Here is a 23,056-nt window from a genome sequence, read left to right as displayed (position 1 = left end):
GGGCGGTTCCTCCTGTGGCAGCCAATAGGCTTGATCGATGGCAGCACGCGCGGCCGCCACTCTTTTCTCGACAGTACCCATCCCGGGGCGTTCCGGCGGCGCGCACTACACCTGGGCGGCCAACACCAGTAAACTGCACGGCCCATTTCTCCACTGCACCTCACCCATGCCCAGGCGACGCCACCGGGCAGTGCGCTGCTTTGCCGAAACGGCCTACATTTCGTACCCAGTCCGCCCTTTGCGAGGGCGACTACTGAAGGACATCTGCAATGACCGACACCACCATCGTCGTCGCCGCGCTCTACAAGTTCGTGTCCCTGCCGGACTACGAGGCGCTGCGCCAACCCTTGCTCGACACCCTGCTCGCCAACGGCATCAAGGGCACCCTGCTGCTCGCCGAAGAGGGCATCAACGGCACCGTTTCCGGTAGCCGCGAAGGCATCGACGGGCTGTTCGCCTGGTTCGCACTCGACCCGCGCCTGGCCGACGTCGACCACAAGGAGTCGTATTGCGCCGAGCAGCCGTTCTATCGCACCAAGGTCAAGCTGAAGAAGGAGATCGTCACCCTCGGCGTGCCGGGCGTCGACCCCAACCAGCGGGTGGGCACCTATGTCGAGCCCAGGGACTGGAACGCGCTGATCAGCGACCCCGAGGTGCTGCTGATCGACACGCGCAACGACTACGAGGTGTCCATCGGCACCTTCGAAGGCGCCATCGACCCCAGGACCAAGTCCTTTCGCGAATTCCCGGACTATATCCGCGAGCACTTCGACCCGAGCAAGCACAAGAAGGTGGCGATGTTCTGCACCGGCGGCATCCGCTGCGAGAAGGCCTCCAGCTACATGCTCAGCGAGGGCTTCGAGGAGGTCTATCACCTCAAGGGCGGCATCCTCAAATACCTCGAGGAAGTGCCCCAGGAAGAAACCAAGTGGCAGGGCGACTGCTTCGTGTTCGACAACCGCGTGACGGTGCGTCACGACCTGTCCGAAGGTGACTACGACCAGTGCCACGCCTGCCGCACACCGGTATCGGTCGAGGACCGCGCCTCGGAATTGTTCAGCCCCGGGGTCAGTTGCCCACACTGCTGGGATTCGCTGCCGGAGAAGACCCGCGAGGGCGCCCGCGAGCGTCAGCGGCAGATCGAACTGGCGAAAGCGCGCAATCAGCCCCATCCTCTGGGCAACAACCCCCGTCAGAAAAACGAGGCCTGAGCCATGGATGCGCGCCTGCTCTACGTGATGGACCCGATGTGTTCCTGGTGCTGGGGCTTCGCCCCGGTGGCCGAGGCGCTGGCCGCCCAGGCCGCCGAGCGCGGCGTACCCATGCAACTGGTGCTCGGCGGCTTGCGCCGTGATCAGGTGGCCATCGACGCCGCGGCGCGGGTGCGTTACCTGGGCTACTGGCAGGCGGTCAACGCCAGCACCGGCCAGCTGTTCAACTTCGACGCCGGCATTCCCCTGGGCATGCGCTACGACACCGAGGCGGCGTGCCGCGCGGTGGTCACCGTGCGCACCCTGGACACGGCGAGCGCCTGGCCCATGGCGCAGCGCATCCAGCAGGCCTTCTACCAGCAGGGCGCTGACGTGACCCTGGCCTCGACCCTGGTGCAGCTGGCCGAAGACGTCGGCATCCCGCGGATCGAATTCGCCGAGGCCTTCGACAGCGAGGCCCAGCACCGCGCCACCGCGGCCGATTTCACCTGGGTGCAGGATCTCGGCATCGCCGGCTTCCCGACCCTGCTGGCCGAGAAGGGCGGGCGCCTGGCACTGCTCACCAATGGCTACCAGCCCCTCGATGCCCTGGCGCCACTGCTCGGCCGCTGGCTGGAGCACGCCGTCGATGGTTGATCGCCTGAGCTGGGCGGAAATCCGTCGCCTGGCCCTGCGCCACAAGCGTGCGTTGATCCTCGCCAACCTGGTCGCCGTGCTGGCCACCCTGTGCAGCGTGCCGATTCCCCTGTTGCTGCCGCTGCTGGTCGACGAGGTGCTGCTCGGCGACGGCAACACCGCCCTGCAGGTGATGGACAACTTCCTGCCCGCGGCCTGGCAGGGCGCGGTGGGCTATATCCTGCTGATGCTCGGGCTGACCTTTCTGCTACGCGGTGCGGCGCTGCTGTTCAACGTGGTGCAGGCGCGACTGTTCGCACGGCTCGCCAAGGATATCGTCTACCGCATTCGCATCCGCCTGATCGAGCGGCTCAAGCGCATTTCCCTGGCCGAGTACGAAAGCCTCGGCGGCGGCACGGTGACCACCCACCTGGTCACCGATCTCGACACCCTGGACAAATTCATCGGCGAAACCCTGAGCCGTTTTCTGGTCGGCGTGCTGACCCTGGCCGGCACCTCGGCGATCCTGCTGTGGATGCACTGGAAGCTGGCGCTGTTGATCCTGCTGTTCAACCCGCTGGTGATCTACGCCACGGTACAGTTGGGCAAGCGCGTCAAGCACCTTAAGAAGCTCGAGAACGACAGCACCTCGCGCTTCACCCAGGCGCTGACCGAAACCCTCGATTCGATCCAGGAAGTGCGTGCCGGCAACCGTCAGGGCTACTTTCTCGGTCGCCTCGGCGGGCGTGCCAAGGAAGTGCGCGACTACGCCGTGGCCTCGCAGTGGAAGACCGACGCCTCGAACCGCGCCAGCGGCCTGCTGTTCCAGTTCGGCATCGACGTATTCCGCGCCGCGGCGATGCTCACCGTGCTGTTTTCCGACCTGTCCATCGGCCAGATGCTCGCGGTGTTCAGCTACCTGTGGTTCATGATCGGCCCCGTCGAGCAGTTGCTCAACCTGCAATACGCCTTCTATGCCGCCGGCGGGGCGCTGACCCGCATCAACGAGTTGCTCGCAAGGCGTGACGAGCCGGACTACATCGGTGGCGCCGACCCGTTCAAGGGCCGTGAAACCGTCGGCATCGAAATCCGCGACCTGACCTTTTCCTACGGCGAGGAGCCAGTGCTGACCGGCCTCGACCTGTCCATCGCGCCAGGCGAGAAGGTCGCCGTCGTCGGTGCCAGCGGCGGCGGCAAGAGCACCCTGGTGCAGCTTCTATTGGGGCTGTATACGCCCCAGGCCGGGGTGATCCGCTTTGGCGGCAGCAGCCAGGAAGAGATCGGCCTGCCGGCCATTCGCGAGCACGTGGCGGTGGTGCTGCAGCACCCGGCGCTGTTCAACGACACGGTGCGCGCCAACCTGTGCATGGGCCGTGAGCGCAGCGACGAAGCCTGCTGGCAGGCCCTGACCATCGCCCAGCTGGCAGAGACGGTTCGCCAGTTGCCGCAAGGCCTGGATACCCTGGTCGGGCGCTCCGGCGTGCGGCTGTCCGGCGGCCAACGCCAGCGCCTGGCCATCGCTCGGATGGTGCTGGCCGACCCCAGGGTGGTGATTCTCGACGAGGCCACCTCGGCCCTCGACGCCGCCACCGAATACGCCCTGCACCAGGCGCTGGGGCAGTTCCTCAACGGCCGCACCACGCTGATCATCGCCCACCGGCTGAGCGCGGTGAAACAGGCCGACCGGGTGCTGGTGTTCGATGGCGGCAGCGTCGCCGAAGACGGTGACCACCGTCAGCTGATCGCCGAGGGCGGGCTGTACGCCAAGCTCTACGGCAATCTGCAGCACTAGGGCGCGCTAAGCAATCCGCCTTGCGTAGCCGGCGGTCGAGCGCAGCGATACCCAGGGTCCGTTGCGCAAACCCTGGGCGATCGAACGCCAGCCCTACTCGTGGGGCAGCTTGCTGCCCCACTGCTGGATCGCCTTGGTGCGTTGCACACTGGCGCTGACCGCCTTGTCGATTTCCTGGTTGTAGTCGTCCAGCCAACTGCGCGAGCCGGGGATCATGTCCGCCAGGTCACGCATGCCATTCTTCAGCGCCTGCAGGCTCTGCTGGTAGCTCTGTTCCTGGCCGAGCAGAGTGCGGCCCATCAGCTTCAGGGCGGCTATGTCCTGGGCGGGCGGCGCCGCGACGGCCGCAGGAGGCGGCGGCGGTGGCGCGGCGGCGAGTTTCAGCAGGGCGTCCTGGCGCTTCTGATCCTCCTTCAGCGCCGTTACCTGCTTTTCCAGTTCCTCGGCATGCTGCTGCAGCGCCGCGAAGGCCTCCGGGTCGAAGGGCGGCGGTTCGTCGGCGAGCATCTTCACCACCGCCGAGGTGGCCAGGCTGGAGAGGATGATGAACAGCAGCAGGGCCAGGGCGAAGATCAGGATGCGGTTGAGGCGGTTGGCCTTTTCCAGCCTGGCCAGGCGCTCCTCGTCGCTGGCGGGCGCCAGGTCGAATGCGGCGGGTGCGCTCTCGGCTTCGGTAGGCGTTTCACTGCTCATGGCGGCCTCATTGTCATGGCGCTGATGGATGCTGTCATTCTGGCAGTGTTTTCATCGATCTGCCCGTGCAGCGCTGTCATCCCGTCGGCAGGCTAATCGACCAGGTTGTAAAGAAAGGTTTACGCATGCGGCCGTTCCACAGGTCTGCAGGCAGCGCTTGGCCGCCGATTGCGCCGCCATGTATCGAAGCCTTGCCATTGGCAGGCGCAGCGCCCGTTTCGGGCGAGCCAGGCGGCCTTGCTCGGGGTCGGCGCCTCGATTGTCATGAGAGGCATAACGACAACGAGGACGACCCCCATGAACGCCGTGTCCAGAATCGAGCAGCACAACCCCATCGGTACCGACGGTTTCGAGTTCGTCGAATTCACCGCGCCGACGTCCGAAGGCATCGAGCAGCTGCGCCAGCTGTTCACCGCCATGGGTTTTACCGAGACCGCCAGGCACCGCAGCAAGCAGGTGTGGCTGTTCCAGCAGCACGACGTCAACTTCGTGCTCAACGGCAGCCCGACGGGGCACGTGCACGCCTTCGCCGAAAAACACGGGCCCAGTGCCTGCGCCATGGCCTTTCGGGTCAGAAACGCTGCCCAGGCGGCGGCCTACGTGAAGGAGCAGGGTGCCACCCTGGTCGGCAGCCACGCCAACTTCGGTGAATTGAAAATTCCCTGCGTCGAGGGCATCGGCGGCTCGCTCCTGTATCTGGTCGACCGCTACGGTGAGCACAGCATCTACGACGTCGATTTCGAGTTCATCGAAGGCCGCTCGGCCAATGACAATGCCGTGGGCCTGCAATGCATCGACCACCTGACCCATAACGTCAAACGTGGGCAGATGGACGTCTGGTCCGGCTTCTACGAGCGCATCGCGGGCTTTCGCGAGATCCGCTATTTCGATATCGAGGGCAAGCTCACCGGCCTGCTGTCCCGGGCCATGACCGCGCCGTGCGGCAAGATCCGCATCCCGATCAACGAGTCGGCCGACGACAAGTCGCAGATCGAGGAATTCATCCGCGAGTACCATGGCGAGGGCATCCAGCACATCGCCCTGGCCACCGACGACATCTACGCCACCGTGCGCCAGCTGCAGGCCAATGGCGTGTCGTTCATGGGTACCCCGGACACCTATTACGAGAAGGTCGACCAGCGCGTGGCTGGCCATGGCGAGCCGCTGGACGTGCTGCGTGACCTGAACCTACTGATCGATGGCGCGCCGGAGGATGACGGCATCCTGCTGCAGATCTTCACCAACACGGTGATCGGCCCGATCTTCTTCGAGATCATCCAGCGCAAGGGCAACCAGGGCTTTGGCGAGGGCAATTTCAAGGCGCTGTTCGAGTCCATCGAAGAAGACCAGGTGCGCCGCGGTGTGATCAGCGAGGAGTGAAGCCATGAGCCGCAAATGGATCAGCTTTCCCCTGCGTGAAGGCGAGCACTCGCGCCAGGCCCACTGCGACTTTCCCGCCGACACCTACGAGCGGGAAATGGGCCGCGAGGGCTTCTTCGGCCCGGTGACCCACCTGCACCACAAGCATCCGCCCACCGGCTGGATCGACTGGCAGGGGCCGCTGCGCCCCCACGCCTTCAACTTCAACAGGATTCCCAGCGAGCACGATTGTCCGTTCGAGGCGCCGCTGACCTTGCACAACGCCGACATCCGCCTGCGCGTGTGGAAGACCGCCACTGCGATGCGCCATCTGGTGCGCAACAGCGATGGCGACGAGCTGGTGTTCGTGCACGACGGCGCCGGGCACTTGCATTGCGACTTCGGGCATCTGGAATACCGCGATGGCGATTACCTGGTGATTCCCCGCGGCACCGCCTGGCGCGTCGAGCCCACGACGCCCAGCCATTTCCTGCTGATCGAGAACACCGATGGCGCCTATCAACTGCCGGACAAGGGCCTGCTCGGTGGCCAGGCGATCTTCGACCCGGCGGTGCTCGATCACCCCCGCATCGATGACGCCTTCAAGGCCCAGCAGGACGAAAGCACCTGGCAGATCCGCATCAAGCGCCAGGGCCAGATCAGCACCGTGACCTATCCTTACAATCCCCTCGATGCAGTGGGCTGGCATGGCGACAACACCGTGGTGCGGGTCAACTGGCGCGACATCCGCCCGCTGATGAGCCACCGCTATCACCTGCCGCCCTCGGTGCACACCACCTTCGTGGCCAAGGGCTTCGTGGTCTGCACCTTCACGCCGCGGCCGGTGGAGTCCGACCCGGGCGCCCTCAAGGTGCCGTTCTTCCATAACAACGACGACTACGACGAGGTGCTGTTCTACCACCGTGGCAACTTCTTCAGCCGCGACAATATCGAGGCCGGCATGGTCACCCTGCACCCCTGCGGTTTCCCCCATGGCCCGCATCCCAAGGCGCTGAAGAAGGCGCAGACCGACCCGGCCACTTTCGCCGAGGAAGTGGCGGTGATGATCGACACCCGCCGCGCCCTGGAAGTGACCGACGCCGCGGCTGCGGTGGATGTCGCCGAATACGTCAATTCCTGGCGTGCGCCAGGCAAGGAGTCCTGATGAAACTGGCATCGCTGAACAGGGGCCGCGATGGCGAACTGGTGGTGGTATCCCGCGACCTCAGCCGCGCCGTGCGTGTGGCGCAGATCGCCCCGACGCTGCAGGCCGCCCTGGACGACTGGGCGAGCAAGCGCCCGCAGCTGGAAGCCATCTACCAGCGCCTCAACGACGGCCTGGAAGCTGCAGCCTTCGACTTCGAGCAGAGCGCCTGCCACAGCCCGCTGCCGCGTGCCTACCACTGGGCCGATGGCAGTGCCTACGTCAATCACGTCGAGCTGGTGCGCAAGGCCAGAGGCGCCGAGATGCCGGAGTCGTTCTGGCATGAGCCGCTGATGTACCAGGGCGGCTCGGATACCTTTATCGCGCCCCAGGCGCCGATTCGCCTGGGTGACGAGGCCTGGGGCATCGACCTGGAGGCCGAGCTGGCGGTGATCACCGACGACGTGCCCATGGGCGCCACGCCGGCCCAGGCCGCGGGGCATATCCAGTTGCTGATGTTGGTCAACGACGTGTCGCTGCGCAACCTGGTGCCCGGCGAGCTGGCCAAGGGTTTCGGCTTCTACCAGAGCAAGCCGTCGTCGAGCTTCTCGCCGGTGGCGGTGACGCCGGACGAGCTGGGCGACAGCTGGCGCGAAGGCCGCGTGCACCGGCCGCTGGTGTCGCATATCAACGGCGCACTGTTCGGCCAGCCGGATGCCGGCACCGACATGACCTTCGACTTCCCGACCCTGGTCGCCCACGCCGCCCGCACCCGGCCCTTGGGCAGCGGCACCATCATCGGCTCGGGCACCGTCTCCAACTACGACCGCAGCGCCGGGTCCAGCTGCCTGGCCGAAAAGCGCATGCTCGAGGTGATCGAACACGGCGAGGCGAAGACGCCATTCCTGAAGTTCGGCGACCGGGTGCGCATCGAGATGTTCGATGGCGCCGGGGCGAGCATATTCGGCGCCATCGACCAGGTGGTGGAGCGCTATGACACCCACTGACCCCTAGCAGCGGCTTTAGCCGCGAGCTGTCGGCGCCTTCAAGCCCGATCGCGGCTGAAGCCGCTCCCACGAGAGCGTATGCCGGCACCCTGACCTGGGATCGATGACCGAGTGCGCCGCAGATCCGTAGCAGCGGCTTTAGCCGCGAGCTGTCAGCGCATTCAAGCCTGACCGCGGCTGAAGCCGCTCCCACTGTGTTGTGTTTCGAAGGGAGTCCGCAATGTTGAAGCTCTACGGTTACTGGCGCTCCAGCGCCGCCTACCGGGTGCGTATCGCCCTCAACCTCAAGGGCCTGGCTTACCAGCAGGTGCCGGTGCACCTGGTGCGTGACGGTGGCGAGCAGCATGACGAAGCCTATCAGGCCCTGAATCCCCAGGGCCTGGTGCCGCTGCTGGTGGACGAGGAGAACGGCGGTGCGCGCATCGCTCAGTCCCTGGCGATCATCGAGTACCTGGAGGAAATCTTCCCGGTGCCGGCCATCCTGCCGGCCGACCCCGTCGAGCGGGCCCAGGCTCGCGCCCTGGCGCTGCACCTCGCCTGCGATGTGCACCCGCTGAACAACCTGCGGGTGCTGCAGTACCTCAGCCGTGAGCTGGGTGTCGACGATGCCGCGAAGAATGCCTGGTACCGCCACTGGGTGGCTGCAGGCCTGGCAGCGGTGGAGCAGGGGCTGGCGGCGCATGGCGATAGATTTTCCCTGGGCATGCGGCCCGGCTATCTGGAAGCCTGTTTGATTCCACAGGTGTACAATGCGCGCCGTTTCGACTGTGACCTCGATGCGTATCCACGCATCCTCGCGCTGACCGCCCGTTGTGAGGCCCTTGATGCATTCCGGCACGCCGCGCCGGATGCCCAGCCCGACGCGCAGTAAACGCAAGCACCCAAGCCATTCCGCAAGGCCACGAGCCGGGCGGGTTCGATCCCGTCACGGTCGATCACCCACAGGTGACAGATGCCAAGCGAAATGCTCCAGACCGGCCCGCTCAAGCGCGGCCTGAAGAACCGCCACATTCAGTTGATCGCCCTGGGCGGTGCCATCGGTACCGGCCTGTTCCTGGGTTCTGCCGGGGTGATGGCCTCGGCCGGGCCGTCGATGATCCTGGGTTACGCGATCGGCGGGTTCATCGCCTTTCTGATCATGCGCCAGCTTGGCGAAATGATCGTCGAGGAGCCGGTGGCCGGCTCGTTCAGCCACTTCGCCCATAGCTACTGGGGGCCGTTCGCCGGCTTCCTGTCCGGCTGGAACTACTGGGTGCTCTACGTGCTGGTGGGCATGGCCGAGCTGACCGCGGTGGGCAAGTACGTGCAGTACTGGTGGCCGGAGATCCCCACCTGGGCGACCGCGGCGGCGTTCTTCGTGCTGATCAATGCCATCAACCTGACCAACGTGCGGGTGTTCGGCGAGGCCGAGTTCTGGTTCTCGATCATCAAGGTGGTGGCGATCATGGGCATGATCCTGCTCGGCTGCTACCTGCTGTTCAGCGGCGCGGGCGGTGAGCAGGCGTCGGTCAGCAACCTGTGGAGCCACGGCGGCTTCTTCCCCAACGGGGTGTCCGGGCTGGTGATGATGATGGCCATCATCATGTTCTCCTTTGGCGGCCTGGAACTGGTGGGCATCACCGCGGCCGAAGCCGACCAGCCGAAAACCGTGATTCCCAAGGCCATCAACCAGGTGGTCTATCGCATCCTGATCTTCTATATCGGTGCGCTGACCGTGCTGCTCTCGCTGCACCCCTGGGACGACCTGGTGGCTACCCTGACCGCCGGCGGCGACTCCTACGGTAGCAGCCCCTTCGTGCAGATCTTCTCGCTGATCGGCAGCGACACCGCCGCGCACCTGCTCAACTTCGTGGTGCTCACCGCTGCATTGTCGGTCTACAACAGCGGCGTGTACTGCAACAGCCGCATGCTCTATGGCCTGGCCGAGCAGGGCAACGCCCCGAAGGCGCTGCTCAAGGTCGACAAGCGCGGCGTGCCGGTACTGGCGATCTTCTTCTCGGCGCTGTTCACGCTGATCTGCGTGGTGATCAACTACCTGGTGCCCAAGAGCGCGCTGGAGCTATTGATGTCCCTGGTGGTCGCCGCCCTGGTGATCAACTGGGCGATGATCAGCCTGGCCCACATAAAGTTTCGCAAGGCCATGCAGGCCAAGGGCGTGGAGCCGTCGTTCAAGGCCTTCTGGTTCCCCTTCGCCAACTACCTGTGCCTGGCCTTCGTGCTGTTCATCCTCGGCGTGATGCTGTTCATCCCCGGCATCCGCATCTCGGTGTTCGCCATTCCGTTCTGGCTGCTGTTCATCTGGGGCTGTTACCAGGTCCGCCAGCGTCGCCTGGCTCGCTGACTGCCAAGCGTCATCCCACACCCGCAGCGCAACGCTGCGGGTGGCATTTGTGCCTAATCGTCGACGCTCGCGTACGCGCCATAACCTTTTGTCGCAGGTATGGACATGGGGGGGGGTGGGCATAGGCCGGTATAGTGGCGACTTGATGGCGCCAGTAATCGGCTTTTTCGCTCAGGCTTTGCCGCGCGCGGCCGATTAACTTCCTGAAGCCATGGGTCGCACGGTTGCAGGAAGAAGGCCGTGCACCACACCTATAAAAACAAAGGGAGCCCGCTTGGATGTTGCATTCTGCCACTCGACTGTTCGTCGACCTTTCCGTCGGCAAGAAACTTCTGGTCGGTTTCGGCCTGGTACTGCTGTTGACCGTTACCGTGACAGCCAGCGGCTTCGTCGCCGTGCAGGCGGTGATGAAAGGCCACGCCCAGTCCGTATCGTTGTCGACCATCGACGCGCAGATTCTCGGCGCCCGGCGCATGGAGCGTGATTACGCGATCAGCCACAGCGAAGCCGATGCCCAGCGCATGCGCGAGCAGCTGGCCAAGGTGCGTGCCGGGCTGGCCGAGCAGATCGCCGCTGCCTCGCCGGCCGAGCGCGAGCGTCTGCAGGCCATGGATGTGGCGACCGCCGATTACCTGCACCAGTTCGACGCCAGCGTGCAGCAACAGGCGCGTGCCAGCGAAGCGCGCAAGCAGATGGACGATGCCGCCCAGGAGGCACGTAGCCAGTTCGAGATGATCGAACTGGGCATGTACGACGCCGTGCGGGAGCTGCGCCTGGCCGGCGACCAGTTGCGCGGCAGCGACCCGCTGACGCTGGCCGAAACCGCCTCCAACCTCAGCAAGCGCATGCTCGAACTGCGCGGCCACGAAGGCCAGTTCATCATCGATGGCTCGCCCGCCGCGCTGGAAGACTGGAACTTCGTCAGCTACGACCTGCAGTCATCGGCCAACGGCCTGATGGTGTGGCTCGACGACGACCAGAAGCGCGCCATCGAAGCCGCTCTGGTGGCACTGACCAACTACCAGCAGGCGTTCACCAACTTCCAGCAGGTGCACGAGCAGAGCCTGGCCAGCGATGCCGCCATGCTCGAGCAGGCCGACCAGGTACTGGCGCTGGCCGAACAGGCCAAGAACATCGAAGAGCAGGCCATGAGCGAAGACAGCCGCAACGCCATGCTGCTGCTCGGCAGCATGGGCCTGGCGGCGGTCCTGATCGGCCTGTTCGCTGCCTTCACCATCAGCCGCTCCATCGTCGCGCCGCTGCGCCAGACCGTGGAGTTCGCGCGGCGTATCGCCGGCGGCGACCTGAGCCAGGATCTGCCGCAGAACCGCCGGGACGAACTGGGCCAGTTGCTCGAGGCCATGCAGGGCATGACCCGCAGCCTGCGCGATCTGGTCGGCCGCATCGGCAACGGTGTCGGGCAGATCGCCGCGGCCGCCGAGCAGCTGTCGGCGATCACCGCCCAGACCAGCGCCGGCGTGCAGACCCAGAAGGTGGAAACCGAGCAGACCGCCACCGCCATGCACCAGATGGCCGCCACCGTGCAGGAAGTGGCGCAGAACGCCGAACAGGCCTCCCTGGCCGCCGGCGACGCCGACCGCGAAGCGCAGCAGGGCAACCAGGTAGTGCAGCAGGCCATCAGCCAGGTCGGCAAGCTGGCCCAGGAGGTCGAGCAATCGGCCGAGGCCATGCAGGCCCTGAATCAGGAAAGCGGGCGGATCGGCAGCGTGCTGGAGGTGATTCGTGCGGTGGCCGAACAGACCAACCTGCTGGCGCTCAACGCCGCCATCGAGGCCGCCCGGGCTGGTGACCAGGGCCGCGGCTTCGCGGTGGTCGCCGACGAGGTGCGCGCCCTGGCGCGGCGCACCCATGACTCGACCCAGGAAATCGAGAACCTGATCGCCAACCTGCAGCGCCTGGCCAATGGCGCCGCCACGCAGATGGAGGGCAGCCGTGAGCTGACCCAGCGCACCGTGGCCCTGGCGGGGGAGGCCGGTGATGCCCTGGGGCGCATCACCCAGGCGGTGAGTACCATCGAGCAGATGAACCAGCAGATCGCCGCCGCCGCGGAAGAACAGAGCGCCGTGGCCGAGACCATCAGCGAGAGCGTGACCCGGGTGCGTGATATCGGCGAGCAGAGCGCCAGCGCCAGCCAGCAGACCGCCACCTCGAGCGCCGAACTGGCACGCCTGGGCGTCGAACTGCAGGGCCTGGTGCGGCAGTTCCGGACCTGAGGAGGCAGTTGCCCGGGAACAGGTTTCCCGGGTATCGCTTCGCTCAACCCCGGCTACGGCCCGGGCTCATTTTACGGGCTGCATGGGTAGCCCGGGTCGAGCCTGGGATACCCGGGGCGCTTTCCCGCCTATCGCAGCCCGGTACCGTTACAGCGCCGGGTCGCCTTTGTCGCCTGCGGAGCTGGCGGCTTTGCGGCCTGGGGCCAGGCCGCTATCGGGCGGGCCATCACCTTCTGGATCGAGGCTCAGCTCGCTGGCCCACAAGGCCAGAGGTACGGGCGTCGTCGGCTGCCAGATACGTTGCCAGAGCAGGGCCAGGCGCTGCAGGTCGCCGCGCTCCGAGGGCCAGCGTTCGATATAGGGCTGTACCTGCCAGGCGCCGTTCTGCCAGTGGGCGAAGTCGAAGCGGAACGGGTGAAAGCCGGTCATGCCCAGGCGAATGTCGGTCACCACCAGGTGATCGCCGATGCGGTCGTAACGCAGCACGTCATTGGTGAACCATTTCAGCCGCTGATGGGCAGGCGAGTCATCCAGGGCCTGGCCCAGCGCCGCCCCGCGGGGCATGCGTTCCAGCACCGGCGGTGCGCTGTCGAACCAGCCGACCAGCGCTTCGTGGTAATCCTCGCCCTCGATCGCCACCACGCGCCACAGCAGGGTGTTGAAGGGGGTTGGCGAGCTGAAGATGGCTTCGGCCTCGATACCCTGGCGCGCCAGTTCCTGCTCCACGCGGTGTTCGGCCATGTACTTGCCGCCCAGGGTCGAGGCGAGATAGACCGTGGAAAACGCCAGGGCCCAGTTGACCACCGGGTTGGCCTTGTCCTTGAGGCCGGCGATCAGCCCGTAGATCACCGCGCCCAGCAGCGGCAGACTGTAGATTGGGTCGATGATGAAGATGCTCGACCAGGCCGCCGGCGTCGGCGCGAAGGGCCAGAGCAGCTGCGTGCCGTAGCTGGTGAACGCATCGAGAAGGGGGTGGGTGATCAGCACCAGCCAGATCGCCAGGAACAGCCTTCGTGACGAATAGCCCGGGTTGGGCCGCCATTGTCGCAGCAGCCAGGTCAGCAGCAGGGCAAAGCCGGTCAGCACCAACAGCGAATGGCTGAAGCCGCGGTGGTAGGTCATCGCCGCCACCGAGTCGCCGTAGTCGATGACCACGTCGAGATCCGGCAGGGTACCCAGCACGGCGCCATACAACAGGGCCTTGCGCCCCTGCCAGCGGCCCAGCAGCGCCCCCTGGATGCTGGCGCCAAGTACGGCCTGGGTGATCGAATCCATGGGTGTGCTCGCAGGGGGTGAGGGCGGGCCGCTTAACTTACGCGAGCATCCGATTGGGCGTAGAGGGAAATTTCAAGCAAAGGTTTCAGTCATCCTGGCGTCTACCCTGGGCTATCCTGCACGCCCACCGCAAACAAGGCCCCCCATGCTGGTCATCTCCAACAGCGTTCATCTGCCCGAGGATGAAGTCGAACTCACCGCCATCCGCGCCCAGGGCGCCGGCGGGCAGAACGTCAATAAGGTGTCGAGTGCCATGCACCTGCGCTTCGACAGCCAGGCGTCCTCATTGCCGCCGTTCTACAAGGAACGGCTGCTGGCCCTGCGTGACAGCCGCATCACCGCCGATGGCGTGGTGATCATCAAGGCCCAGCAATACCGCACCCAGGAGCAGAACCGCGCCGACGCCCTGGAGCGCCTGGCCGAACTGATTCGGTCGGCCGGCAAGACCGAGAAGGCCCGCCGCCCGACCAAGCCGACCCTGGGTTCCAAGAAGCGCCGGCTGGAAGGCAAGACCAAGCGCGGGGCGATCAAGGCGGGTAGGGGCAAGGTCGACTTCTAAGAGCCTGCTCATAAGCTTTCAGCCCAGATTCGCCGATTTTGGCAGTTAATTGGCGGTAGCGGCCGTTCGCGTAACTTGTAGGAGGGGCTTTAGCCCCGAGCTTTATGAGGGCGTAAAGAACTCGGGGCTAAAGCCCCTCCTACAAAAGCAGCATCGCCGGATGAGCAGCTGCCTCAGGCGCATAAAGATCGTGAACAGGCTCTGAGCCGGGCGCTCAATCCCACCGCGGGGCGAAGTCCGGATTGGCCAGGCGCTCGCCGCGTTCTAGCCCGGCGATGGCGGCCATGTCCTGTTCGCTGAGGGTGAGTTTCAGCGCACTCAGGTTGCTTTCCAGATTAGCGCGCTTGGTCGACGAGGGGATCACCGCGAAGCCCTGCTGCAGCGACCAGGCCAATGCCACCTGGGCCGGGTTGGCGGCATGCCGGCTGGCGATCTCCTGGATCACCGGATCGGTCATCACCTTGCCATAGGCCAGCGGCATATAGGCGGTCAGGTGAATGCCGTGCTCCTGGGCGAATTCGACCACCTTGCGGTTCTGCAGGAAGGGATGAATTTCCACCTGATGGGTAGCGATCTGCTCGGCACCGACCACTTCCATGGCCTGCTGCAGATGAGCGTTGGTGAAGTTCGACACGCCCAGTTGCGCAGTCAGGCCAGCAGCCTTGGCTTCCAGCAGGGCGGCCATGTATTCGGCCACCTGGATTTCATCCTTGGGCGAAGGCCAGTGGATCAGGGTCAGGTCGACCTGCTCCATGCGCAGTTTGCGCAGGCTCTCCTCGAGGCTGGGGATCAGCTTGTCGGCACCCAGGTTGTCGGTCCAGATCTTGGTAGTGACGAACAGTTCGCTGCGCGGCACGCTGCTTTCGGCGATGGCCTGGCCGACTTCGGCCTCGTTGCCATAGATCTGCGCGGTATCGATATGCCGGTAGCCGAGCTCCAGACCGTTGCGCACCGAGTCGATGACTTGCTGGTCCTTGAGGCGAAAGGTGCCGAGGCCGAGGGCGGGAATCTGCTTCATGTGTCGCTCCTGTCTAGCGGGTGGCTGTCAGTAGCTGACCGCACTGCCCGTGGGTGGTTTCGGGTTTCTTGGGCCAGTGTGTGCCATGGACTTGTGCGGAAAAAGCGCGTTTCATGGCAAACATATTTGCTGCCTGGTCACGAATACCGCCATGAAAACCTCCCTCGACGAACTCCTCGCCTTCAGCACCGTCGTCGCCGCCGGCTCGATCAGCGCCGCAGCGCAGCAATTGGGCCAGACCGCCTCGGGCATCAGCCGCGCTCTCAGCCGGCTGGAAGAAAAGCTCGACGTCACGCTGCTGCAGCGCACCACCCGGCGTCTGGAGTTGACCGAAGAAGGGCAGGCCTTTCTGCTTCAGGCGCGGCGCATCATCGCCAGCGTCGAGGAGGCCGAGGAGCAGATGCGTGTGCGCCGGCAGACGCCGGCCGGTCGCTTGCGGGTCAACGCTGCGGCGCCGTTCGTGCTGCATGCGGTGGTGCCATTGATAAAAGGCTTTCGCGAGCGCTACCCGAACATCGAGCTGGAACTGCACAGCAGCGACCAGATCATCGACCTGATCGAGCAGCGCACCGACGTGGCCATCCGTATCGGCCAATTGCGCGACTCGACCCTGCATGCACGGCCGCTGGGCAGCAGTCGCCTGCGGGTGCTGGCCAGTCCTGCCTACCTCGCCGCCCACGGCGCGCCGGATAACGTCGAGGCGCTGCCAGGCCACAGCCTGCTTGGCTTTACCCAGCCCGATAGCCTCAACCGGTGGCCGCTGCGCCACGCCGGAGGCGAAAGTCTGGACATCGTGCCGACCCTGCAGGCCTCCAGCGGCGAAACCTTGCGGCAACTGGCCCTGGAAGGGGTGGGCATCGTCTGCCTGGCGGACTTCATGACCCACCTGGACCGCGGCCGTGGCGACCTGGTGCAGGTACTGGCCGAGCACACCGTGGAGGCTCGCCAGCCGATCCACGCCGTCTACTACCACAACACCGCGCTCACCTCGCGCATCACCTGTTTTCTCGATTATCTGAGCAGCGAATTGAGCACCCTGGCATGAGCTTCTGCGCAATGCAAAATGGCCCCGACACGGGGTTGTCTCAGGCAGCTTTAGGCCCCGTATTCACTGGGCTGCAGGATAGGGCGAACAACTTGCAGATATAGGCGGAACTGGCTGTGTGCCACATGGGTCTAGGATGATGGTTGATAAGGAGATACCAAAATGACCAAATCCCCGTTCTTTCGTCGTCTGGCTGCCATGCTGGCAGTGTTCCATGTCCTGATGATCGCCCAGGTTCCACTCGCCAATGCCGCGATGATCGGCACGGGTGAAGTGCTGACCGAACAGCAACAGCAGGTCGACCGTCAGCAACTGCTGTCGATGCTCGATGATCAGCAGGTCAAGGACAAGCTGCTCGCCATGGGTGTGGAGCGTGATCAGGTAGAGAACCGCATCAACAACCTGACCAGCGCCGAACTCGCGCAATTCAACCAGCAACTGTCCGAAGCGCCGGCAGGTGCCGGTGTGGTCGGCATCATCGTGTTGTTCTTGGTGATCTTCATCATCACCGATATGCTCTGCGCCACCGACATCTTCAGTTTCGTGAAATGCGTAAATCGTTAAGACTGCTCTGCGCTTCACTTCTGATCGTCCTGCTCAGCGCATGCGCCAGGTCTCCGGTGTTGTCACCGGAGGCCCAGCGCCTGCCTGAGCGGGTCGAACTCAGCAGCGTTCCCTTCTATCCGCAGACCGCTTACCAGTGTGGGCCGGCCGCCCTGGCGACCATGCTCAACCAGCGCGGTGTGCTGACCACGCCGGGCTTCCTGCAGGACCAGGTCTACATTCCCGGTCGTGAGGGCAGCCTGCAGGTCGAGATGGTCGCCGCGGCGCGTGCCCACGACCTGCTCGTCTACCCGCTGAAGCCCAGGCTCGACTCGCTGCTCGCCGAGGTGGCTGCCGGCAACCCCGTGCTGGTGCTGCAGAACCTGGGTTTCGACTGGTACCCGCAGTGGCATTTCGCGGTGCTGGTGGGCTACGACCGTCGTGAAGAGAAACTCATCCTGCGCTCCGGTACCACGCGGCGCTGGGTGACCGAGTTCGCCGCCTTCGACAAGACCTGGGCCCGTGGCAACCGCTGGGCGGTGGTGACCGTACCGCCGGATACCTTGCCGGCCACGGCCGAGCCGACCGTATGGCTCAAGGCCGCGGCGGATCTGGAAGAGGTCGGCCGCAAGGATGTCGCCCAGCACGCCTACCGCACCGCGACCCAGCGCTGGCCCGAGCAGGCCGTGGCCTGGTTCGCCCTGGCCAACAGCCGTTATGCGGGTGGCGACCTGCGCGGTGCCGAGGCGGCGTTTCGCGAGAGCGTCAGCCGCCAGGCGGATTTCGCGCCCGGCTGGTTCAACCTGTCCCAGGTGCTCGACGAGCGCGGCTGCAAGGCCGAAGCCACCAGCGCCCGCCAGTGCGCCCAGCGCCTGGCGCCGGATGACAAGCGCTTCAATGCCGTCGGCAAGCAGGGCACTGCCAGCGAGCAGTGCGCGATACCTGTGGCCTGCCCGGTTCAGTAGCGGTACTTGCGGGAGAACGAACGGCGCCCATCGGCGCCGTTTTTGTTTGTGTCTATAGAGGAGGGCGCGAGCCCGCACTGATCCGGAAAACACACCCTCTCTGGGAGCGTGCCAGCCCTGCGAACTTCGCGGGCATGAACTAGGCGTCCCCGCCCGCTCCCACAGGTTGGTCCGTAGGGCGGTGAAACGCCGGCCGCCCGTAGTCCGTAGGGCGGACTCAGGAGCGTCAGCGAACAGTCCGCCGGTTCACGCCCGGTTCGACGCCTCAACCCGCGCCGGGCCCTTTGAAGGCGTACTGCTTCGCGAGTACGCCCTACAACGCTGACTCGTAGGATGGGCCGGGCCGCGTAGGCGACAGCCCATCAATACCGCAGCCGAGATACCAGGCAGACCCGTAGAGCTTTTCACTCTCGACGCAATACCCTCCTTGTAGCCTGGGTTGAGCGAAGCGATACTCAGGGAGCGCAGATCGGTCTACGCCGGGTAGCAAGGCAATTCCACCCACCAAATCAAAAAAACTCAGTTTTTTTAGTCAGTTAGCGGAAAAAGGTGTTGACTCTTCTGCGCGGCTCCGTAGAATGCGCACCCACAGCAGGCACATAGCTCAGTTGGTTAGAGCACCACCTTGACATGGTGGGGGTCGTTGGTTCGAATCCAATTGTGCCTACCAAATTCTTTAAATGGTCGCTTCGGCGACCATTTTTTTTGCTCGTCTTTTTTGCGTTTGGGTCGTGAGCCGCGCTCGCCGTTTCGGAAATTTTCGAAAATGGCCGGTTTGCCTTGTCAGGCCCGCTCGATTCTGAAAGCATCCACCGTTTCACACCCTCCAGTGACTGCGGTTCGTTCTCGGTTGGCCTCACGGCCCCTGCCTCTGTATGGCAGATACGCCACCGGATCGCTTACTGGCTCATCCCAACCCATGTGGCCTTTGGTAGAGGTCACCACTAGGAGAGGAGGCGCCATGCCCACCATTACTCTTCCCGATGGCAGTCAGCGTTCGTTCGATCACCCGGTTTCCGTACTCGAGGTGGCGCAATCCATTGGTGCCGGTCTGGCCAAGGCCACCGTCGCCGGCAAGGTCGACGGCCGCCTGGTCGACGCCTGCGACCTGATCGAAAACGACGCGACCCTGCAGATCATCACGCCGAAGGACCAGGAGGGTGTCGAGATCATCCGCCACTCCTGCGCCCACCTGGTCGGCCACGCGGTCAAGCAACTGTACCCGACTGCGCGCATGGTCATTGGCCCGGTCATCGACGATGGCTTCTATTACGACATCGCCTACGAGCGCCCCTTCACGCCTGACGACGTGACCGCCATCGAAGCGCGCATGAAGGAGCTGATCGACAAGGATTACGACGTCATCAAGAAGGTGACGCCGCGGGCCGACGTCATCGAGGTGTTCAAGTCCCGTGGCGAAGACTACAAGCTGCGCCTGGTCGACGACATGCCGGACGAGCAGGCCATGGGCCTGTACTACCACGAAGAGTACGTGGACATGTGCCGTGGTCCCCACGTGCCCAACACCCGCTTCCTCAAGGCGTTCAAACTGACCAAGCTGTCCGGCGCCTACTGGCGTGGCGACGCCAAGAACGAGCAGCTGCAGCGCGTGTACGGCACGGCCTGGGCGGACAAGAAGCAGCTGGCGGCCTACATCCAGCGCATCGAGGAAGCCGAGAAGCGCGACCACCGCAAGATCGGCAAGCAGCTCGACCTCTTCCACCTGCAGGAAGAAGCGCCGGGCATGGTGTTCTGGCACGCCAACGGCTGGACCGTCTACCAGGTGCTCGAGCAGTACATGCGCCAGGTGCAGCGCGAGAACGGCTACTCGGAAATCAAGACCCCGCAGGTCGTCGACCGCATCCTCTGGGAGCGTTCCGGCCACTGGTCCAACTACGCCGAGAACATGTTCACCACCTCCTCGGAAAGCCGTGACTACGCGGTGAAGCCGATGAACTGCCCGTGCCACGTGCAGGTGTTCAACCAGGGTCTCAAATCCTACCGTGACCTGCCGCTGCGCCTCGCCGAGTTCGGTGCCTGCCACCGCAACGAGCCGTCCGGCGCGCTGCACGGCATCATGCGCGTACGTGGCTTCGTGCAGGACGACGCGCATATCTTCTGCACCGAAGAACAGGTGAAGAAGGAAGCGGCCGATTTCATCAAGCTGACCCTGGACGTCTACAAGGACTTCGGCTTCACCGACATCGCCATGAAGCTGTCGACTCGCCCGGCCAAGCGCGTGGGCTCCGAAGAGCTGTGGGATCGCGCCGAAGGCGCCCTGGCCGATGCCCTGAACGAATCCGGCCTGGAGTGGGAATACCAGCCGGGCGAGGGCGCGTTCTACGGCCCGAAGATCGAGTTCACCCTGCGCGATTGTCTCGGCCGTAACTGGCAGTGCGGTACCCTGCAGTACGACCCGAACCTGCCGGAGCGCCTGGACGCCAGCTACATCGCCGAAGACAACAGCCGCGTGCGCCCGGTCATGCTGCACCGCGCCATCCTCGGTTCCTTCGAGCGCTTCATCGGCATGCTGATCGAGCACTACGCCGGCGTGTTCCCGGCGTGGCTGGCGCCGACCCAGGCGGTGATCATGAACATCACCGACAAGCAGGCCGATTTCGCCCTCGAGGTGGAAAAAACGTTGAATCAAAACGGATTTCGTGCCAAGTCAGACTTGAGGAACGAGAAGATTGGCTTTAAAATCCGTGAGCATACTTTGCTCAAGGTTCCCTATCTGCTGGTGATCGGCGATCGGGAAGTCGAGACAAGAACTGTCGCTGTGCGCACTCGTGAGGGTGCCGATCTGGGCTCCATGCCCGTCGCTCAATTCACTGAATTGCTCGCGCAAGCGGTTTCCCGGCGTGGTCGCCAAGAATTGGAGTAATCATTATTAAGCGTGATATGAGACAAGATAAACGAGGCGCCCCGAAGGCTCCGATCAACGAGAATATCTCGGCACGCGAGGTTCGGTTAATTGGCGCTGACGGTGAGCAAATTGGCATCGTCTCTATTGATGAAGCGCTTAGGATCGCTGAAGAGGCCAAGCTGGACCTGGTAGAAATCTCTGCCGACGCCCAGCCGCCTGTGTGCAGGATCATGGACTACGGCAAGCACCTGTTCGAGAAGAAGAAGCAGGCTGCCGCGGCCAAGAAGAACCAGCACCAGCAGCAGATCAAGGAAATCAAGTTTCGTCCAGGGACGGAAGAAGGGGATTACCAGGTAAAACTACGCAACCTGGTACGTTTCCTGATGGAAGGGGACAAGGCCAAGATCTCTCTGAGATTCCGCGGTCGTGAGATGGCCCACCAGGAGCTGGGTATGGAACTGTTGAAGCGGGTCGAAACCGACCTCGCCGAACACGGTACCGTCGAACAGCATCCTAAGATGGAAGGACGCCAGCTAATGATGGTCATCGCTCCCAAACGCAAGAAATAACCTCCAGGGCACGGCAGGCCTTATGGTTATCTATATCAACTGAATGCGGAGTTACGAACATGCCAAAGATGAAAACCAAGAGCGGCGCTGCCAAGCGCTTTCTCAAAACGGCTGCGGGCTTCAAGCACAAGCATGCTTTCAAGAGCCACATCCTGACCAAGATGTCCACCAAGCGTAAGCGTCAACTTCGCGGTAGCGAACTGATGCATCCGTCGGACAAGGCAAAAGTCGAGCGCATGCTGCGCGTTCGTTAATCTCGGTCAAGATAGAGGAAATTACTCATGGCTCGTGTTAAGCGTGGCGTTATCGCTCGTGCTCGTCACAAAAAAATCCTGAAACTGGCTAAAGGCTACTACGGCGCACGTTCGCGTGTATTCCGTGTTGCCAAGCAGGCTGTCATCAAGGCGGGTCAATACGCCTACCGTGACCGTCGCCAGAAGAAGCGTCAGTTCCGCGCTCTGTGGATCGCTCGTATCAACGCTGGTGCTCGCATCAACGGTCTGTCCTACAGCCGTCTGATCGCTGGCTTGAAAAAAGCGTCGATCGAGATCGACCGCAAGGTTCTGGCTGATCTGGCAGTGAACGAAAAAGCGGCGTTTGCTGCGATTGTCGAGAAAGCGAAAGCCGTACTGGCTTAAGTCCCCGACAATCACCGGGTTTCCCGGTGCAGTAGAGGCGACAGGCGTAACCCGCAGGTCGACTCTAAACGTCATCGACAGGGGAAGAGCCTTCAAGCTCTTCCCCTGTTTCGTATCTGGAGTCTGTAAATGGAAAATCTGGATGTGCTGGTCTCGCAAGCGCTCGAGGCTGTCAGTCACACCGACGATGTGAACGCCCTGGAACAACTGCGGGTTCACTATCTGGGCAAGAAAGGCGAGCTGACCCAGGTCATGAAGACTCTGGGCAACCTGTCTGCCGAAGAACGCCCCAAGGCGGGCGCGCTGATCAACTCGGCCAAGGAGCGCGTCCAGGACGCCCTCAACAACCGTAAAGAGATTCTCGAGTCGGCGGCCCTGAGTGCCAAGCTCGCCGCCGAACGTATCGATGTCACCCTGCCGGGCCGTGGCCAGGCATCGGGCGGCCTGCACCCGGTTACCCGTACCCTGGAGCGCGTAGAGCAGTTCTTTACCCGCATTGGTTACGGCATCGCCGAAGGCCCCGAAGTGGAGAACGACTACCACAACTTCGAGGCGCTCAACATTCCGGGCCACCACCCGGCGCGTGCCATGCACGACACCTTCTATTTCAACGCCAACATGCTGCTGCGCACCCATACCTCGCCGGTACAGGTTCGCACCATGGAGTCCCAGCAGCCGCCGATCCGGATCGTCTGCCCGGGCCGCGTGTACCGTTGCGATTCCGATATCACCCACTCCCCGATGTTCCACCAGGTCGAAGGCCTGCTGGTCGACGAGGGCGTGAGCTTCGCCGACCTCAAGGGCACCATCGAGGAATTCCTCCGGGTGTTCTTCGAAAAGCCCCTGGGCGTGCGTTTCCGCCCCTCTTTCTTCCCGTTCACCGAGCCGTCGGCCGAAGTCGACATGCAGTGCGTGATGTGCAGCGGCAAAGGCTGCCGCGTGTGCAAGCAGACCGGCTGGCTGGAAGTGATGGGCTGCGGCATGGTGCACCCCAACGTGCTGCGCATGAGCGGCATCGACCCGGAAAAATACTCCGGCTTCGCCTTCGGCATGGGCGTCGAGCGCCTGGCCATGCTGCGCTACGGCGTCAACGATTTACGGCTGTTCTTCGATAACGACCTGCGGTTCCTGGCGCAATTTCGCTAGCCCTCAGCAGTTTCGTAATCGAATTCGATCAGGAGA

General features: G+C 63.9%; 21 protein-coding genes, 1 tRNA gene and 1 pseudogene. 20 read left to right on the top strand and 3 right to left on the bottom strand.

Going from position 1 to position 23,056, the window contains the following annotated elements; all coding sequences use genetic code 11:
• Positions 1–269: 269 nt before the first annotated feature.
• From K8U54_RS01205 to K8U54_RS01195, 3 genes are read left to right on the top strand one after another with little or no spacing between them, the layout of a single operon-like run.
• On the top strand, positions 270–1,211 hold the full coding sequence (locus tag K8U54_RS01205; RefSeq protein ID WP_249908511.1) for a rhodanese-related sulfurtransferase: 942 nt from the start codon (positions 270–272) through the stop codon (positions 1,209–1,211).
• Between the two features lie 3 nt (positions 1,212–1,214).
• Positions 1,215–1,847 carry a DsbA family protein gene (locus tag K8U54_RS01200; RefSeq protein ID WP_249908510.1) on the top strand — a complete coding sequence of 211 codons (633 nt, stop codon included), beginning with the start codon at positions 1,215–1,217 and terminating at the stop codon, positions 1,845–1,847.
• Positions 1,840–3,618 (top strand): ABC transporter ATP-binding protein, encoded by a 1,779-nt coding sequence (locus K8U54_RS01195; RefSeq protein WP_249908509.1) that lies wholly within the window; start codon positions 1,840–1,842, stop codon positions 3,616–3,618. Before K8U54_RS01200 ends, K8U54_RS01195 begins: the two co-directional genes overlap by 8 nt.
• A gap of 93 nt (positions 3,619–3,711) precedes the next feature.
• Here the strand turns inward: K8U54_RS01195 and K8U54_RS01190 are convergent, their stop codons facing one another.
• The gene (locus K8U54_RS01190; protein ID WP_249908508.1) at positions 3,712–4,311 is read right to left on the bottom strand and encodes a hypothetical protein; all 600 of its coding nucleotides are present in this window, start codon (positions 4,309–4,311) and stop codon (positions 3,712–3,714) included.
• 297 nt (positions 4,312–4,608) lie between these two features.
• Here K8U54_RS01190 and hppD point away from each other — a divergent pair, with 297 nt between their 5' ends.
• The 7 genes and pseudogenes from hppD (at position 4,609) to K8U54_RS25275 (ending at position 12,396) form a co-directional block, all read left to right on the top strand.
• Positions 4,609–5,691 carry a 4-hydroxyphenylpyruvate dioxygenase gene (hppD, locus tag K8U54_RS01185; RefSeq protein ID WP_249908507.1) on the top strand — a complete coding sequence of 361 codons (1,083 nt, stop codon included), beginning with the start codon at positions 4,609–4,611 and terminating at the stop codon, positions 5,689–5,691.
• A 4-nt stretch (positions 5,692–5,695) separates the two neighbouring features.
• Positions 5,696–6,835, top strand: a complete 1,140-nt coding sequence (locus K8U54_RS01180; protein ID WP_249908506.1) for a homogentisate 1,2-dioxygenase — start codon at positions 5,696–5,698, stop codon at positions 6,833–6,835.
• Positions 6,835–7,821, top strand: coding sequence for a fumarylacetoacetate hydrolase family protein (locus tag K8U54_RS01175; RefSeq protein ID WP_249908505.1), 987 nt, complete (start codon positions 6,835–6,837; stop codon positions 7,819–7,821). Before K8U54_RS01180 ends, K8U54_RS01175 begins: the two co-directional genes overlap by 1 nt.
• Before the next feature lie 220 nt (positions 7,822–8,041).
• Positions 8,042–8,692, top strand: coding sequence for a maleylacetoacetate isomerase (maiA, locus tag K8U54_RS01170; RefSeq protein WP_249908504.1), 651 nt, complete (start codon positions 8,042–8,044; stop codon positions 8,690–8,692).
• Between the two features lie 81 nt (positions 8,693–8,773).
• Positions 8,774–10,162 (top strand): amino acid permease, encoded by a 1,389-nt coding sequence (locus tag K8U54_RS01165; protein WP_249908503.1) that lies wholly within the window; start codon positions 8,774–8,776, stop codon positions 10,160–10,162.
• A 278-nt stretch (positions 10,163–10,440) separates the two neighbouring features.
• A pseudogene (locus tag K8U54_RS25280) lies at positions 10,441–11,493 on the top strand (methyl-accepting chemotaxis protein); the annotation flags it as partial.
• 30 nt (positions 11,494–11,523) lie between these two features.
• A complete protein-coding gene (locus K8U54_RS25275; protein ID WP_434060005.1) occupies positions 11,524–12,396 on the top strand; it encodes a methyl-accepting chemotaxis protein in 873 nt (290 codons plus the stop codon).
• 147 nt (positions 12,397–12,543) lie between these two features.
• Here the strand turns inward: K8U54_RS25275 and K8U54_RS01155 are convergent, their stop codons facing one another.
• Entirely contained in the window at positions 12,544–13,671 is a 1,128-nt protein-coding gene (locus tag K8U54_RS01155) for a metal-dependent hydrolase (protein WP_249908501.1), read from the bottom strand.
• Positions 13,672–13,816: 145 nt separating this feature from the next.
• Between K8U54_RS01155 and arfB the strand changes: the two genes are divergently transcribed.
• Positions 13,817–14,230, top strand: coding sequence for an alternative ribosome rescue aminoacyl-tRNA hydrolase ArfB (gene arfB, locus K8U54_RS01150; RefSeq protein ID WP_074879916.1), 414 nt, complete (start codon positions 13,817–13,819; stop codon positions 14,228–14,230).
• 214 nt (positions 14,231–14,444) lie between these two features.
• Here the strand turns inward: arfB and dkgB are convergent, their stop codons facing one another.
• Complete coding sequence (gene dkgB / locus K8U54_RS01145) at positions 14,445–15,248, bottom strand: 2,5-didehydrogluconate reductase DkgB (protein ID WP_249908500.1); 804 nt, start codon at positions 15,246–15,248, stop codon at positions 14,445–14,447.
• Positions 15,249–15,399: 151 nt separating this feature from the next.
• On the opposite strand from dkgB, the gene K8U54_RS01140 reads away from it, so the two are divergent.
• The 9 genes from K8U54_RS01140 (at position 15,400) to pheS (ending at position 23,020) form a co-directional block, all read left to right on the top strand.
• Positions 15,400–16,293: a LysR family transcriptional regulator gene (locus K8U54_RS01140; protein WP_249908499.1), complete on the top strand. Its 894-nt coding sequence runs from the start codon at positions 15,400–15,402 to the stop codon at positions 16,291–16,293.
• Positions 16,294–16,455: 162 nt separating this feature from the next.
• Positions 16,456–16,857 (top strand): PA2779 family protein, encoded by a 402-nt coding sequence (locus K8U54_RS01135; RefSeq protein ID WP_070887000.1) that lies wholly within the window; start codon positions 16,456–16,458, stop codon positions 16,855–16,857.
• Positions 16,842–17,801 carry a PA2778 family cysteine peptidase gene (locus tag K8U54_RS01130; protein ID WP_249908498.1) on the top strand — a complete coding sequence of 320 codons (960 nt, stop codon included), beginning with the start codon at positions 16,842–16,844 and terminating at the stop codon, positions 17,799–17,801. The genes K8U54_RS01135 and K8U54_RS01130 overlap by 16 nt, the downstream gene beginning before the upstream one ends.
• A gap of 593 nt (positions 17,802–18,394) precedes the next feature.
• Positions 18,395–18,471: transfer RNA gene (locus K8U54_RS01125), tRNA-Val, on the top strand.
• A 291-nt stretch (positions 18,472–18,762) separates the two neighbouring features.
• Positions 18,763–20,685: a threonine--tRNA ligase gene (thrS, locus tag K8U54_RS01120; RefSeq protein WP_249908497.1), complete on the top strand. Its 1,923-nt coding sequence runs from the start codon at positions 18,763–18,765 to the stop codon at positions 20,683–20,685.
• Complete coding sequence (infC, locus tag K8U54_RS01115) at positions 20,685–21,236, top strand: translation initiation factor IF-3 (protein ID WP_177323633.1); 552 nt, start codon at positions 20,685–20,687, stop codon at positions 21,234–21,236. The genes thrS and infC overlap by 1 nt, the downstream gene beginning before the upstream one ends.
• 59 nt (positions 21,237–21,295) lie before the next feature.
• Positions 21,296–21,490: a 50S ribosomal protein L35 gene (gene rpmI / locus K8U54_RS01110; RefSeq protein WP_013791845.1), complete on the top strand. Its 195-nt coding sequence runs from the start codon at positions 21,296–21,298 to the stop codon at positions 21,488–21,490.
• Between the two features lie 27 nt (positions 21,491–21,517).
• The gene (rplT, locus tag K8U54_RS01105) at positions 21,518–21,874 is read left to right on the top strand and encodes a 50S ribosomal protein L20 (RefSeq protein ID WP_013791844.1); all 357 of its coding nucleotides are present in this window, start codon (positions 21,518–21,520) and stop codon (positions 21,872–21,874) included.
• 129 nt (positions 21,875–22,003) lie between these two features.
• Positions 22,004–23,020 (top strand): phenylalanine--tRNA ligase subunit alpha, encoded by a 1,017-nt coding sequence (gene pheS / locus K8U54_RS01100; protein ID WP_249908496.1) that lies wholly within the window; start codon positions 22,004–22,006, stop codon positions 23,018–23,020.
• Positions 23,021–23,056 lie beyond the last annotated feature (36 nt).

This window comes from Pseudomonas fulva, assembly GCF_023517795.1.
In the GTDB taxonomy this organism is placed as follows: Bacteria; Pseudomonadota; Gammaproteobacteria; order Pseudomonadales; family Pseudomonadaceae; genus Aquipseudomonas; species Aquipseudomonas fulva_D.
The sequence above is the reverse complement of the archived record's forward strand: the minus strand, read 5'-3'. Positions and strand labels throughout refer to the sequence as shown.

Bases quoted from the DNA above. Each gene is read 5' to 3' on its own strand.
- K8U54_RS01205 (WP_249908511.1), top strand. From the start codon at position 270: ATGACCGACACCACCATCGTCGTCGCCGCGCTCTACAAGTTCGTGTCC.
- K8U54_RS01200 (WP_249908510.1), top strand. From the start codon at position 1,215: ATGGATGCGCGCCTGCTCTACGTGATGGACCCGATGTGTTCCTGGTGC.
- K8U54_RS01195 (WP_249908509.1), top strand. From the start codon at position 1,840: ATGGTTGATCGCCTGAGCTGGGCGGAAATCCGTCGCCTGGCCCTGCGC.
- K8U54_RS01190 (WP_249908508.1), bottom strand. From the start codon at position 4,311: ATGAGCAGTGAAACGCCTACCGAAGCCGAGAGCGCACCCGCCGCATTC.
- hppD (WP_249908507.1), top strand. From the start codon at position 4,609: ATGAACGCCGTGTCCAGAATCGAGCAGCACAACCCCATCGGTACCGAC.
- K8U54_RS01180 (WP_249908506.1), top strand. From the start codon at position 5,696: ATGAGCCGCAAATGGATCAGCTTTCCCCTGCGTGAAGGCGAGCACTCG.
- K8U54_RS01175 (WP_249908505.1), top strand. From the start codon at position 6,835: ATGAAACTGGCATCGCTGAACAGGGGCCGCGATGGCGAACTGGTGGTG.
- maiA (WP_249908504.1), top strand. From the start codon at position 8,042: ATGTTGAAGCTCTACGGTTACTGGCGCTCCAGCGCCGCCTACCGGGTG.
- K8U54_RS01165 (WP_249908503.1), top strand. From the start codon at position 8,774: ATGCCAAGCGAAATGCTCCAGACCGGCCCGCTCAAGCGCGGCCTGAAG.
- K8U54_RS25275 (WP_434060005.1), top strand. From the start codon at position 11,524: ATGCAGGGCATGACCCGCAGCCTGCGCGATCTGGTCGGCCGCATCGGC.
- K8U54_RS01155 (WP_249908501.1), bottom strand. From the start codon at position 13,671: ATGGATTCGATCACCCAGGCCGTACTTGGCGCCAGCATCCAGGGGGCG.
- arfB (WP_074879916.1), top strand. From the start codon at position 13,817: ATGCTGGTCATCTCCAACAGCGTTCATCTGCCCGAGGATGAAGTCGAA.
- dkgB (WP_249908500.1), bottom strand. From the start codon at position 15,248: ATGAAGCAGATTCCCGCCCTCGGCCTCGGCACCTTTCGCCTCAAGGAC.
- K8U54_RS01140 (WP_249908499.1), top strand. From the start codon at position 15,400: ATGAAAACCTCCCTCGACGAACTCCTCGCCTTCAGCACCGTCGTCGCC.
- K8U54_RS01135 (WP_070887000.1), top strand. From the start codon at position 16,456: ATGACCAAATCCCCGTTCTTTCGTCGTCTGGCTGCCATGCTGGCAGTG.
- K8U54_RS01130 (WP_249908498.1), top strand. From the start codon at position 16,842: ATGCGTAAATCGTTAAGACTGCTCTGCGCTTCACTTCTGATCGTCCTG.
- thrS (WP_249908497.1), top strand. From the start codon at position 18,763: ATGCCCACCATTACTCTTCCCGATGGCAGTCAGCGTTCGTTCGATCAC.
- rpmI (WP_013791845.1), top strand. From the start codon at position 21,296: ATGCCAAAGATGAAAACCAAGAGCGGCGCTGCCAAGCGCTTTCTCAAA.
- rplT (WP_013791844.1), top strand. From the start codon at position 21,518: ATGGCTCGTGTTAAGCGTGGCGTTATCGCTCGTGCTCGTCACAAAAAA.
- pheS (WP_249908496.1), top strand. From the start codon at position 22,004: ATGGAAAATCTGGATGTGCTGGTCTCGCAAGCGCTCGAGGCTGTCAGT.